This window comes from Providencia sp. PROV200, from assembly GCF_049901995.1.
Lineage (GTDB): Bacteria > Pseudomonadota > Gammaproteobacteria > Enterobacterales > Enterobacteriaceae > Providencia > Providencia rettgeri_E.
This window is the reverse complement of the sequence record NZ_CP096307.1, coordinates 883855-896544: the sequence shown is the minus strand read 5'-3', so window position 1 is coordinate 896544 and position 12690 is coordinate 883855. Positions and strand designations below refer to the sequence as shown.

General features: G+C 39.5%; 13 protein-coding genes, 1 tRNA gene and 1 other RNA gene. 7 read left to right on the top strand and 8 right to left on the bottom strand.

Annotated elements, in window-relative coordinates; genetic code table 11:
* Window positions 1-247: 247 nt before the first annotated feature.
* Window positions 248-2242 (bottom strand): transketolase, encoded by a 1995-nt coding sequence (tkt, locus tag M1E86_RS03840; protein ID WP_213912931.1) that lies wholly within the window; start codon window positions 2240-2242, stop codon window positions 248-250.
* Between the two features lie 87 nt (window positions 2243-2329).
* On the opposite strand from tkt, the gene M1E86_RS03835 reads away from it, so the two are divergent.
* Window positions 2330-2623 carry a hypothetical protein gene (locus M1E86_RS03835; protein ID WP_213912932.1) on the top strand — a complete coding sequence of 98 codons (294 nt, stop codon included), beginning with the start codon at window positions 2330-2332 and terminating at the stop codon, window positions 2621-2623.
* A 325-nt stretch (window positions 2624-2948) separates the two neighbouring features.
* Here M1E86_RS03835 and M1E86_RS03830 read toward each other — a convergent pair.
* Window positions 2949-3025, bottom strand: a tRNA-Asp gene (locus tag M1E86_RS03830).
* Between the two features lie 154 nt (window positions 3026-3179).
* Window positions 3180-3941: a DNA polymerase III subunit epsilon gene (gene dnaQ, locus M1E86_RS03825; protein WP_125892002.1), complete on the bottom strand. Its 762-nt coding sequence runs from the start codon at window positions 3939-3941 to the stop codon at window positions 3180-3182.
* A gap of 54 nt (window positions 3942-3995) precedes the next feature.
* Between dnaQ and rnhA the strand changes: the two genes are divergently transcribed.
* Complete coding sequence (rnhA, locus tag M1E86_RS03820) at window positions 3996-4466, top strand: ribonuclease HI (protein ID WP_125891999.1); 471 nt, start codon at window positions 3996-3998, stop codon at window positions 4464-4466.
* Here the strand turns inward: rnhA and M1E86_RS03815 are convergent.
* Window positions 4463-5197: a class I SAM-dependent methyltransferase gene (locus tag M1E86_RS03815; protein WP_125891997.1), complete on the bottom strand. Its 735-nt coding sequence runs from the start codon at window positions 5195-5197 to the stop codon at window positions 4463-4465. The genes rnhA and M1E86_RS03815 overlap by 4 nt on opposite strands.
* A 40-nt stretch (window positions 5198-5237) precedes the next feature.
* On the opposite strand from M1E86_RS03815, the gene gloB reads away from it, so the two are divergent.
* From gloB to M1E86_RS03795, 4 genes are all read left to right on the top strand, one after another.
* A complete protein-coding gene (gene gloB, locus M1E86_RS03810; RefSeq protein WP_426099255.1) occupies window positions 5238-5993 on the top strand; it encodes a hydroxyacylglutathione hydrolase in 756 nt (251 codons plus the stop codon).
* Window positions 5994-6074: 81 nt separating this feature from the next.
* On the top strand, window positions 6075-7445 hold the full coding sequence (gene mltD, locus M1E86_RS03805) for a murein transglycosylase D (protein WP_125891995.1): 1371 nt from the start codon (window positions 6075-6077) through the stop codon (window positions 7443-7445).
* 525 nt (window positions 7446-7970) lie between these two features.
* On the top strand, window positions 7971-8339 hold the full coding sequence (tomB, locus tag M1E86_RS03800) for an Hha toxicity modulator TomB (protein ID WP_125891994.1): 369 nt from the start codon (window positions 7971-7973) through the stop codon (window positions 8337-8339).
* Between the two features lie 74 nt (window positions 8340-8413).
* Window positions 8414-8617 (top strand): HHA domain-containing protein, encoded by a 204-nt coding sequence (locus M1E86_RS03795; protein WP_102139052.1) that lies wholly within the window; start codon window positions 8414-8416, stop codon window positions 8615-8617.
* A gap of 343 nt (window positions 8618-8960) precedes the next feature.
* Here the strand turns inward: M1E86_RS03795 and ffs are convergent.
* Together ffs and M1E86_RS03785 are read right to left on the bottom strand one after the other, a co-directional pair.
* Window positions 8961-9057, bottom strand: an RNA gene (gene ffs / locus M1E86_RS03790) — signal recognition particle sRNA small type.
* Window positions 9058-9191: 134 nt separating this feature from the next.
* On the bottom strand, window positions 9192-9650 hold the full coding sequence (locus M1E86_RS03785) for a YbaY family lipoprotein (protein WP_426099254.1): 459 nt from the start codon (window positions 9648-9650) through the stop codon (window positions 9192-9194).
* A gap of 239 nt (window positions 9651-9889) precedes the next feature.
* Here M1E86_RS03785 and tesB point away from each other — a divergent pair, with 239 nt between their 5' ends.
* The gene (gene tesB / locus M1E86_RS03780; RefSeq protein ID WP_213912933.1) at window positions 9890-10759 is read left to right on the top strand and encodes an acyl-CoA thioesterase II; all 870 of its coding nucleotides are present in this window, start codon (window positions 9890-9892) and stop codon (window positions 10757-10759) included.
* A gap of 140 nt (window positions 10760-10899) precedes the next feature.
* Here tesB and amtB read toward each other — a convergent pair whose 3' ends face one another.
* Window positions 10900-12186, bottom strand: a complete 1287-nt coding sequence (gene amtB / locus M1E86_RS03775) for an ammonium transporter AmtB (protein WP_426099253.1) — start codon at window positions 12184-12186, stop codon at window positions 10900-10902.
* Between the two features lie 10 nt (window positions 12187-12196).
* Window positions 12197-12535, bottom strand: a complete 339-nt coding sequence (glnK, locus tag M1E86_RS03770; protein ID WP_125891991.1) for a P-II family nitrogen regulator — start codon at window positions 12533-12535, stop codon at window positions 12197-12199.
* Window positions 12536-12690: the final 155 nt, after the last annotated feature.

Genomic DNA, 12690 nt, shown 5'->3' with positions numbered 1-12690 from the left:
TTTTAGCTGTAAAACATCAAAAGTGTGCTTCAACCGACATTTTTAAAAAATATTTTCATTCAGTAACACGCAACTGAAACGGTTCAGCTTATCTAAGGTTAGAGTAAGGGATATATTTACAGAACGCAATAGAAAATCATATATTGGTGCACAAAAAAACAACGCCTAGCTTTATCACTCGGCGTTGTTCAGCAAAATATGATTACGAGGGATATTCAGCTCTTGAATCCCCCAAAAAGGCAATCACTTATTTCAGAAGAGATTTCGCTGCTTCAACCGCTTTTTCTGCAGTGATGCCGAACTCTTTATACAGCTCTTCCGCTGGAGCAGATTCACCAAAGGTATGCATACCGATGATGGCACCGTTTAAGCCAGTGTACTTGAACCAGTAATCTGCAATACCCGCTTCGATAGCAACACGCGCTGTCACGTTAGCAGGTAAAACAGCTTCGCGGTATGCCGCATCTTGTTTATCAAATGCATCAGTTGAAGGCATTGATACAACGCGAACTTTACGGCCTTCTGACGTTAATTGGTCTGCAGCTTTAACAGCCAGCTCCACTTCAGAACCTGTCGCAATAAAGATTAATTCAGGCGTACCTGCACAATCTTTCAGGATATAAGCCCCTTTCTCAATATTGGCTAATTGCTCAGCGGTACGAGGTTGTTGCTCTAAGTTTTGACGAGAGAAAATTAATGCGCTTGGGCCATCTTTACGTTCAATAGCATATTTCCATGCCACCGCAGATTCAACTTGGTCACAAGGGCGCCATGTGCTGAGATTTGGTGTCACACGCAGGCTCGCCAGTTGCTCAACTGGTTGGTGAGTCGGGCCATCTTCACCCAGACCAATAGAATCGTGAGTATAAACAAAGATGCTACGCACTTTCATCAGTGCTGCCATACGAACCGCATTACGTGCGTATTCAACGAACATCAAGAATGTCGCGCCATAAGGAATGAAGCCACCATGTAACGCAATACCGTTCATGATAGCTGACATACCAAATTCGCGAACACCGTAGTGAATATAGTTACCCGCAGGGTCAACATTCAGCGCTTTCGAACCTGACCACATGGTTAAGTTACTTGGCGCTAAGTCAGCAGAACCGCCCATAAACTCAGGTAATACTTTACCGAATGCTTCTAATGCGTTTTGTGATGCTTTACGGCTTGCGATATTCGCTGGGTTTTGCTGAAGATTTTCAACGAATTGTTTCGCATCTGCGTCAAAGTTAGCCGGTAATTCACCATTCATACGACGAGTGAACTCTGCAGCTAATTCAGGGAATTGCGCTGCATACGCGGCGAATTTTTTATCCCACGCGTTTTCTTTTTCTTTACCTGCTGTGCGAGCATCCCAAGCTTCATAAATATCTTTAGGAATTTCGAATGGACCGTAGTTCCAACCAAGTGCTTCACGAGTTGCTGCGATTTCAGCATCACCTAAAGGTGCACCGTGAACAGATTCAGAACCGGCTTTGTTTGGTGAACCAAAACCAATGACCGTTTTGCATATAATCAGTGTTGGTTTATCAGCTTGTTTCTTCGCTTCATTGATTGCTGCGTTGATCTGCGATGCATCATGTCCGTCGATATCACGGATAACATGCCAGCCATAAGACTCAAAGCGTGCAGCTGTGTCGTCAGTAAACCAACCTTCAACTTCACCATCAATAGAGATGCCGTTGTCATCATAAAATGCGATCAGTTTATTTAATTTCAGTGTACCCGCTAAAGAACACGCTTCATGCGAGATACCTTCCATCATACAACCATCACCCATAAACACATAAGTGTGGTGGTCTACAACATCATGACCAGGGCGGTTGAACTGCGCTGCTAATGTGCGTTCTGCAACCGCAAAGCCCACTGCGTTTGCAATACCTTGACCTAAAGGACCGGTTGTTGTTTCAACGCCTGGAGTATAGCCATATTCTGGGTGGCCCGGTGTTTTAGAGTGTAATTGGCGGAAGTTTTTTAACTCTTCGATAGGTAAGTCATAACCTGCAAGATGCAGCAAGCTATAGATCAACATAGAACCATGGCCATTTGATAAAACAAAACGGTCACGATCTGCCCAGTGTGGGTTTGCTGGGTTATGATTCATATGGTCACGCCACAGGACCTCAGCAATATCAGCCATGCCCATTGGCGCGCCAGGATGCCCTGATTTTGCTTTTTGAACCGCATCCATACTTAGAAAGCGGATAGCATTAGCAAGGGTTTTACGAGTCGTCATCAGTATACTCCAGGTAGGATAAAAACGTACTTAAACCAATTTTTTCAACGCAATACAGATAGTGCTACTTTAATTTCGCTGTAACATGTGAAAACGCCAATTTACCAATGTATCGCCACATGTTGCCTTCCCGAAGAAACCACAACACATCGCCAACAAACTGAGCATTTCACGAATAGAGCGATTGAAAGTAACCCAATTCTACCCATACCGCAATATTTGCTATGTTCATGGCAGCAGATCGCTAATAAATTGAACTGCCGCAAAGCTGAATCCATTCCATTGCGCAAAATATCCCTTAAGACTTATATTTTTGCGCAAGTGACTAACCTTATTAAACCTGAGTTCAGTGTCTGGGATCAAGGTGATTTATGCTTCTAGCACATTTAGCTGCCACATTAGTGATAATTGGCAAAGTTTTAGACAAAAAAAAGCGCAATATGCCCGAATATTTTTGTTTGAGTTGAGTAAAAGACCTAGCCTTTCTAATGACTATTAATAGATAGAAGTAACATGAATTGAAAAAAGTGTCTCTGTTAACATCAAGTGACGAATAGACTGAAGAAATATCTAATTGAAGGACTGCATATTTACTAACCTTAACCACCTGAATGCAGCTAATTTAAGATAAGTTACGCAAGCATTTTATACGGGATGAAAACCTAAAAAAAACGCCACGCTAATAAATTAGCGTGGCGTTATAATTTGGCGGAACGGACGGGACTCGAACCCGCGACCCCCTGCGTGACAGGCAGGTATTCTAACCAACTGAACTACCGCTCCTGATGTTCCCTGTTGGGAACGCCATGCATATTACGAAGACTTGAAGAACTCGTCAACACTTTTTCTTGTAAAATCGCGCAGTTGAGCAGTTTTTAGCCTTAAGGAAGCTCAGTCATATAAATTCATACACATACATTAATAATGTATTGAATTATTAATGTAGATTTTCAACTTCATCAGAAGGTTGCCGCCAAAGACAAGGTTTCCCGCCCTTTTTATCAACAATATCCAATCGGGCTTCATGAGCAATGAGTTCTTCATCAGAAGCAAAAATGACTCTAAGACCACTCTGTGGTCGCTCAATTCTTTGAATTTCATACTCTTGCTCATTATTAGCAGATTCTGAATCCATCGAAAATGATAATGAAGTTTGCCCGCCCGTCATTGCCAAATAGACATCTGACAGGATCTCAGCATCGAGTAACGCCCCGTGCAATGTTCGTTTAGCGTTATCAATTAAATAACGGTCACATAGCGCATCCAAGTTATTCCGTTTACCAGGAAAAAGTTTGCGAGCCAATACTAAGCTATCAGTGATAGTACAAAACTCTTGCGTAGGCGGAATACCTTTATTGAGTTTACGGAATTCATAATCCATGAACCCGATATCAAAGGGGGCATTATGAATAACAAGTTCTGCACCACGAATAAATTCAAGAAATTCGTCCGCAATTTCTGCAAAAACAGGCTTATCCTGTAAAAATTCGTCACTGATCCCATGAACTTCAAATGCTTCAGGGTCAACTAAACGGTCTGGCTTAATATAGACGTGAAAGTTACGCCCAGTTAAACGGCGGTTAATAACTTCAACCGCACCAATCTCAATAATATTGTGTCCTTCATAATGAACCCCAAGCTTATTCATACCCGTGGTTTCAGTATCAAGGACAATTTGTCTGGTTATCACCGTGCTCATCATGTTTTTTTGTGTCAAACTAGAGGTGAATGAATAATATAGAGTGTACCAGAAATGACAAAGCAGGTAGAAATTTTCACGGATGGTTCCTGTTTGGGCAATCCAGGCCCTGGAGGATACGGGGTGGTTCTTCGTTATCAACAACACGAAAAAACCTTAAGTGATGGTTATTTTATGACCACAAATAATCGTATGGAACTACTTGCAGCCATTGTCGCTCTTGAATCCCTAAAGCGACCTTGTGATATTATACTAACCACAGATAGCCAATATGTACGCCAAGGGATCACCCAATGGATCCACAGTTGGAAACGCAAACAATGGCGCAAAGCCGATAAATCCCCCGTGGTCAATGTGGATTTATGGAAGCGCCTTGATGAAGCAATTCAAAGACATACTATTGATTGGCGCTGGGTCAAAGGCCATGCAGGTCACCCTGAAAATGAAAAATGTGATGAGCTGGCTCGCGCTGCGGCTTTAGCACCAACCAAGGAAGATACAGGTTACCAACCCGCTCAAAATTAAGAAGGGTCGTTTATCTTCATTGATTTACTGATCTCCTTCGCAGCACCAAGCGCCGTTCCAATCTTAACCTTTGGTTGTTTGAATTTTAGTGGTGTCGGAGTTAATGGATACGTCCGTTTCCGCGCCACAATAACACTTAAAGCCCCAATTCCCCCACAGCTTTTATTCATTCGCCTATGCGCACTCAACCAAGGGAATATTTGGCAGTTACGATGATATAAAACTTCGTAGTTTAATAAACTTAGCCAATCAAACACCCTGACAGACGGAAAAAAACGGCTACAATAAGGCTGCCGTTTACGCAAGATAGGTACGAGTTTCGCCATTCCAGCAAGACTAAAAGGGTTAAAACCTGAAATAATTAACCAACCATCATCAATTAGTACCCGGTCAACTTCCCGTAAAAGCCAATGAGGGTCATGGCTATAGGCTAAACAATGAGTCATTAGGCAGGCATCTATAGATTTCTGGGTTAATGGTAATGCTTCGGGCTTGGCGATAAGATTAAAACGGGGATCACCAGTGCCAACATTAAACTGATGGGAAATTAGGCAGTCTTCGGTATGGATTTCAGTACTTAAATGGCCTAACTTAAGCAGATGAAAGCCGAATATCTTCGGCCACCAAGGGCTAAGTTGATTTTCTATAGCTTGACGGTATTGTTCTCCAAAAGGAATATCAGACCAACTAACAGGCATTTGAATTTTTTTATCAATACGTGCAGGCTTCATGAAATTCCCCTATTAACTATTAGCAAGTATCGAGGTCATTATGGAGTTAATTCGAGTACCCGCTTTAAACGATAACTACATTTGGGTTTTAGTCGATAGCCACCAACAGTGTATCATCGTTGACCCTGCAGAGGCAGAACCCGTGCTTGAAATAATGACAGCCAAGCAACTAACGCCTGTCGCTATCTTGTTAACTCACCACCATAATGACCATACTGGCGGTGTAAAAGGGATTTTAAGCAAATTTACAACACTTCCTGTTTTTGGCCCAAAAGAAACCCAACCTAAAGGGGCAACAGAAATAGTCGAAAACGGTGATAAGGTTATCATTAACGAGTTCAATCTACAGGTTATTTCATTATCGGGCCATACCGCTGAGCATATCGGTTTTTACCAAGCACCTTATCTATTCTGTGGTGATACCCTATTCTCTGCAGGTTGCGGACGAATATTTGAAGGAACCCCTGAGCAAATGTTCGAATCAATCCAAAAAATTGCCGGGCTTCCTGATGAAACCTTAATTTGCTGTGCTCATGAATATACTTTATCTAATCTCAAATTTTCACACCATGTATGGCCTGAAAATGAAGCCATCACTCAATATTTACAAAAAATAACGCAAATACGTGACAAACATCAACCAACAGTACCTACTTCATTGAAAACAGAGAGAAAAATCAATATCTTTCTGCAATGCGATAATATTCAATTACAGAAAAAACTCAATATTAATGTGCAAAATCCACCTTTAAGGGCTGTTTTCACCCTATTGCGTCAATTAAAAGACCAATATTAAAGTTTAATGATTGTCATATCGGAGCGGGATAAGTATTATTGTTCGACTTTTAAACATCAGAATGAAGAACAATAGAAAAGAATGAAGATAATCGCGACGCTTATCGCCATTGTTCTGTTGGCCGGATGCCAAACTGCCCCAAAAAAAATTAAGCAGAACAAAACTCCAACTAACCATACAATTGAAACTGTTGCACCACATAACCAAGCTGCCAGTCGGCAATTACCTAAGGTCGATTATGACTTATGGGGTTATGTTAGCGATGAGCTAAAAATGGATATCCCTGATAAACCTCAAATTAGGGAGCTCGCAAACAGTTATTTAAATAAACAACGTTTTGTCTACGATGTGGCATTAAGAGCTGAGCCATACATGTACCTCATCGTAGACGAAATCAATGAGCGAAATTTACCGATGGAATTAGCATTAATTCCTATTGTTGAAAGTTCATTTAATCCTAAAGCGACCTCTCCAGCACAAGCTGCTGGCCTATGGCAAATCGTCCCCATTACTGCGCGTTCTTATGGCCTAAAGCAAACTCAATGGGTTGATGAACGCAGAGATGTAGTTTCTTCAACTAAAGCAGCCTTTGATCTTCTCGAAAACTTAAATGTCATGTTCGGTCATGACTGGGAACTCACGCTTGCTGCCTATAATTGTGGGGAAGGTTGTGTACAAAACGCCATTAAGAAAAATGAAGCAGCCGGGTTACCGACTGATTTTTGGTCACTCTCTTTACCAAAAGAAACCAAACAATATGTGCCTAAAATCTTAGCTCTTAGCCAAGTATTAAAAAATCCTGAAAAGTACCAAGTTAATTTACCAACCAGTAATAAAAATAGAGCACTCACTCAAATTGATGTCGGCCAGCAAATCACCTTATCTCAAGCTGCAGAGTTGGCTGGGCTAACTGTTGAATCGGTAAAAACGTATAATTCTGGTTATACACGAGGTATAACATCGCCAAATGGCCCCCATTATATTATGTTACCTACTGCAAAGGCTGAACAATTCAAAGTATCACTGTCAGACCAAGATGTTTTAAACACGATCCGTTTAGCCGCGCAACAAAACCAGCAAATAAAAACAGGGCAATCCACCGCAATTTCTAGTGCGCGCCAAAATAGGGCTAAAATAGCCACATATAAAGTGCGCAAAGGTGAGTCCGTTGCAAGTATCGCCAAAAAATTCAACACTACCGCGAAAAATATTCAAAAGTTAAATGGGTTAAAAACTGCGAGTGTCATCAAACCAGGGCAAATATTAAAAGTTGCCAATACAGCGTCTACGGTGGGCAATCGTAAAACAAAAACTTATAAGGTAAGAAAAGGCGATTCCTACTATAGCATTGCAAAACGTCATGGCATAAAGCTCAATGACCTCATGACGTGGAATTCAGGTGTTAAAATGGCCGACCTAAAACCAGGGGTAACCTTAAACCTCTACCTTTAAGTTATTTTCAACAAAAAAAGCTTTTGTCTATTTTAGACAGAAGCTTTTTTATTTTTAATTATGTTATTAGTAAAAATAAATTATTTGAATGAATTAAATGGGATAATAATTTTTATAACATCTTTTGTGTAAACACTTCATATTCTCTGTACTAAAATAACCGATGGTTAAACTATAATTTAAATACTTCATAAAATTGATTCAAGTAGAACGTACACAACTCCAGTTTCAACCGCTCGCTAATAAATTAGAAAAAAGTAGTTTATTGGTGGTGACATGTGTGATAATAATGCTATTATTATATCGCGGCTAGTTTAGTCCGAGCTGCCAGTCCGTATTCGAATATCGCTTATGTATTATATTAATAATCTTCGAAAAGTTTAACGAACTAGCAATAATCTTATATTTTTCAATATATTAACATGAACTTTTATATTGAACATAGGTGCTTTAATTAGTTAACATGATATTATTATTGATAAAAAATACACACAGCAAAAGTCAGATTCGCCTACGGAGGTGATTATGGATGAATACTCACCCAAAAAACACGATATCGCAGAACTAAAATATTTATGTAATAGTCTCAATAGAGAAGCTATTTTAAGCTTACAAAAAACAAATACACACTGGGTTAATGATTTAAGCTCCCCTCAAAGCGCGGCCTTGAATGAACTTATTGAACATATCGCTGCATTTGTATGGCGGTTTAAAATCAAATATCCAAAAGAAAACCTTGTTATATCTCTTATCGAAGAGTACCTCGATGAGACCTATGATTTATTCGGCAGCCCGGTCATCACCCTCAGTGAAATTATAGACTGGGAAGCAATGAATCAGAGCCTTGTTACTGTGCTGGATGATGACCTAAAGTGTCTAGCCAGCAAAACCTAAAGATATTATTTATCTTTAGTTCAAACTCTAAAACCATATGTTAATAAGTAATATTGCACAAAAGAAAGGCTATTATGACCAAATTTGATTATCTGATGCGTTTAAGAAAATGCACCACAATTGAAACTCTTGAGCGTGTCATTGAAAAAAATAAGTATGAATTATCTGATGATGAGCTAGAGCTATTCTATTCGGCTGCGGATCACCGCTTAGCTGAACTCACAATGAATAAGCTTTATGATAAAATCCCTGCTTCTGTTTGGAAGTTTGTTAGATAATACCTCATTAACACGCACAGATAGTGAATGGTTATAGCCGGTAAATACACTTATCGGCTGGATGTGGTGTAATTGTTACTTTATTCTTAGCATTATAATTATGCTAATAGAACTTTTATTGCTTTTCATTTTAACCACTTTTTTCTTATGATAATAATCAACAACTAATGTTGTATTCTTAAATTTTCCTTTTTAACTTTTGAAATTATTTAAGTTAATGAAATTAATTTACATTTATAAAAATAAAGAAAAAGAAAAAGAAAAACAATTAAAGATTATATTTATAACAGATTAGAATATATGAATTGATATACAGAAAAGAGCGCCTAGAATTGGGTGGGAGCCCTGCCAGCGACATCCCGGCACACACGACCCCTGCTATGGCTGCTTCCTTCCGGACCTGACCAAGTTAACAAGTTAGCGTTGCGGGAGAACCAACAGAGCCCCCATTGATTGCTTCTTTCAAAGCAGGGGCATTATGCTTGATAGTCGTTTAAATAGCAAGAAACCCATGATTAAGTGACGATTTATTACACAAAGAACCAATAGAAATAGCAACTCAACGAAAAAATCGCTAATTTGCAGACACCATCAATAATTCAACATTTGTTGTGATGTCGTTATTGATAACCTCAGCAACACCATCACTGATGTATAATAGTTTTCCATTTGCATTCACGGTTGCATTAACAACGAGTCTACCTTCCTGCCGAACTTCATTTTTTTGGTAAGTAAGCTCAAAAGGAATTGTTGGGCGATTATTCACTGAATTATAATATTTTTGAGATAATATTAGCGCTGGTAAGTCCGCTACCGTTGTATCTGCCAGAGTGATTGTAACCACCGCACCTTCGGGTAAAGCCGTATTCTGTAAAATTACCACACGGCCCTCGATTTTCCCTGAATCTACCGTCTGGTTATTATTACTATTTTTAGCATTAAGTGCTTTCTCGTTGGGCTTTGTGCTATTCCCTTCACAGCCAACCAACATTAAAAGTACTAATAAGCTAACAATGTAGCGAAAAAACTTCATAGTTATTACCTATAATACAATGTTTACTAAAACATTTTTAAATAATCGGAATAGACAAATCATTTTCTGATTGTTAAGTAACAAAAAGTATAACTAATATTGGTAGAATAATACATTTATATTTCCAAATGTAACAATGCGTAACCTGAATTTATTCGATAACAATTAACCTACCTATTCAGGATAAATAATGGGAAAATGCGAGTATCTCATTCACATATAACAGAACTAAGATGACTATGAGCCCAGAATTACAGAATCTAATTAGCCTAATCAAACTCGAAAAAATTGAAGAGGGTATTTTTCGAGGACAAAGTGAAGACCTTGGTTTGCCTCAAGTTTTTGGCGGACAAGTTGTTGGGCAAGCCATGTATGCAGCGAAACAAACCATACCTGAAGAGCGAGCGATTAATTCTTTTCATAGTTATTTTTTACGTCCAGGTGATAGCTCTCGCCCTATTGTTTATGACGTTGAGATTTTACGCGATGGCGGAAGTTTTAGCGCACGTCGAGTGAGCGCCATTCAAAATGGCAAGCCTATCTTCTTTATGACCGCATCATTTCAATCCCAAGAAGAAGGTTATAATCATCAAAACTTGATGCCAGATGTACCACCTCCTACAACATTAATTTCTCAAGATGATATTGTGCAAAGTTTAGCTGATAAATTACCTGAATCAGTTAAAAAATATGCTCTTAGGCCAACTCCCTTTGAATTTCGTCCTGTTGAGTTTTACAGTCCATTCGATTCCGCACCTCAAGAACCGTTTCGCTATATTTGGTTCAAAGCGAAAGGGCAGCTACCTGATCTCCCTTCGCTACATCACTATTTGTTAGGTTATGCATCTGACTACAACTTCCTTCCCGCTGCATTGCAACCGCATGGTAGAGGCTTTATGGAACGAGATCTACAAGTCGCAACGATTGATCATTCCATGTGGTTCCATCGCCCATTCAAAATTGATGATTGGTTACTGTATGCCGTAGAAAGCCCTTCAGCATCTGGTGGAAGAGGTTTTGTTAAAGGACAAATCTATAATTTACAAGGTGATCTTGTTGCAACCGCAGTCCAAGAAGGTGTAATTCGTCATAGGCAACCCCCTAAATAAAGCAGAGTTTCGAGTAAGTGATTACTTACTTAGAAAGGTAGATTAATCTGTTTTAAAAGGTAATGGCAGCCAGCAATAAGCTGCCATTATCAATTTACACAAAGCACAGTATTATCCTGTCATTATCATTACGCTAATGATTAATTATAAGCACTTTCACCATGAGAAGTAATATCTAAACCTTCCCTTTCTTTTTCAACATTAATGCGTAAACCTGACGTTTTCGCTGCTACTTTAAATGCGATATAAGCAACGATTGCAGTCCAAACAACACAAACTAATATGCTAACGGCTTGAATTCCGACTTGTTTCATCATCGTAATACCTTCTGCAAAGCCACTTCCACCTAATGTCGTTGAAGTAAATACCCCCGTAAGTAAACAACCTAAAATCCCGCAGACACCGTGAACGCCAAAAACATCGCAAACATCATCAACTTTTAATCGACGCTTTAAAATCACAACACCCCATAAACCAGCCACCCCAGACAATACCCCTATAATTAATGCCCCACCGACCCCAACCGTTCCTGCCGCTGGTGTAACCCCAACTAACCCAGCTAAACAACCAGAGCAAGCACCTAATAATGAAGGTTTTTCCCTGAAAAGCCACTCAGCTAAAGTCCATGATAAAATAGCTCCAGCTGCAGCTGCGATAGTGTTCACAAACGCTAATGCAGCGATACTATTAGCACTTCCGGCAGAACCTGCATTGAAACCAAACCAACCAATGAATAGTATGGAGGTTCCCATAAACACCATAGGTAAGTTATGTGGTTTAATAGCCTCTTTTCCTAATCCAGTACGATGTCCAAGTAAGTAAGCACCAACTAAACCAGCAACAGCCGCATTAATATGAACAACCGTCCCCCCTGCGAAATCTAGTGCGCCATCTTGCGACAAAATACCGCCGCCCCATATCATGTGTGCCATTGGTAAATAAGCAAATGTCGTCCAAATAACCGTAAAAATTAAGATTGCAGAAAATTTAATCCGCTCCCCTAATGCACCAACCACCAATGCAACCGTTAAGCATGCAAATGCCCCCTGAAAAACAACGTGAATAAATTGGGGGATCGGTCCAGATAAGCTTTCAACAGTGATATTTTTTAACATAATCTGACTAAAACCACCGATAAAATCATTTCCCTCACTAAAAGCTAAGCTGTACCCATAAACAATCCAAATAACAGACACTAAAGCAAAAATAACCGCGGTTTGAGCCATTAAAGAAAGAACATTTTTACTTCTTAGTAGCCCACCATAGAATAATGCGATACCTGGAAGTATCATGAAAATAACTAAAGCAGTCGCTATCATCATAAATGCGTTATCCGCTTTATCTAGGGTTTCCTCTGCTGCAAGCACCGTTATTGGAAAACCCCCCATTGATATCAATAGACATAAGTATTGGAACCCTTTGCGCATAATTGCTCTCCTACAGTGCTTCGTCTTGTTTTTCACCTGTACGAATACGTACAGCTTGCTCTAATGACAAAATAAATATTTTTCCATCCCCAACTTGGCCCGTATAAGCTTTTTTTTCGATTGTTTCAATTACCTGGTCTACTAACTCATCAGAAACTGCTATTTCCATACGTACTTTAGGTAAAAAATCGACAGTATATTCAGCTCCCCTATATAATTCGGCATGTCCTTTCTGTCGTCCAAACCCTCGAACTTCAGTAATAGTAAGCCCTTGAACACCAATATCTGATAGTGCTTCTCGGACTTCATCTAATTTAAATGGCTTAATGATTGCAATGATATATTTCATGCTCACTCCTATAAGTCAGGTGAATAAGCCGCTCAATATCTTGAACAGCACTGACGTTATAGCAAATCGTGTGCCAAAATATATTTATCCATATAATTCAATAGGAAATAACAAAATAAAAAACCACTCGAATGAGTGGCTTTAGGTCTTGCATT

Excerpts from the sequence above, each read along its gene's own strand:
- tkt (WP_213912931.1), bottom strand. The coding sequence starts at position 2,242 with ATGACGACTCGTAAAACCCTTGCTAATGCTATCCGCTTTCTAAGTATG.
- dnaQ (WP_125892002.1), bottom strand. The coding sequence starts at position 3,941 with ATGAGCACGGTGATAACCAGACAAATTGTCCTTGATACTGAAACCACG.
- rnhA (WP_125891999.1), top strand. The coding sequence starts at position 3,996 with ATGACAAAGCAGGTAGAAATTTTCACGGATGGTTCCTGTTTGGGCAAT.
- M1E86_RS03815 (WP_125891997.1), bottom strand. The coding sequence starts at position 5,197 with ATGAAGCCTGCACGTATTGATAAAAAAATTCAAATGCCTGTTAGTTGG.
- gloB (WP_426099255.1), top strand. The coding sequence starts at position 5,238 with ATGGAGTTAATTCGAGTACCCGCTTTAAACGATAACTACATTTGGGTT.
- mltD (WP_125891995.1), top strand. The coding sequence starts at position 6,075 with ATGAAGATAATCGCGACGCTTATCGCCATTGTTCTGTTGGCCGGATGC.
- tomB (WP_125891994.1), top strand. The coding sequence starts at position 7,971 with ATGGATGAATACTCACCCAAAAAACACGATATCGCAGAACTAAAATAT.
- M1E86_RS03795 (WP_102139052.1), top strand. The coding sequence starts at position 8,414 with ATGACCAAATTTGATTATCTGATGCGTTTAAGAAAATGCACCACAATT.
- M1E86_RS03785 (WP_426099254.1), bottom strand. The coding sequence starts at position 9,650 with ATGAAGTTTTTTCGCTACATTGTTAGCTTATTAGTACTTTTAATGTTG.
- tesB (WP_213912933.1), top strand. The coding sequence starts at position 9,890 with ATGAGCCCAGAATTACAGAATCTAATTAGCCTAATCAAACTCGAAAAA.
- amtB (WP_426099253.1), bottom strand. The coding sequence starts at position 12,186 with ATGCGCAAAGGGTTCCAATACTTATGTCTATTGATATCAATGGGGGGT.
- glnK (WP_125891991.1), bottom strand. The coding sequence starts at position 12,535 with ATGAAATATATCATTGCAATCATTAAGCCATTTAAATTAGATGAAGTC.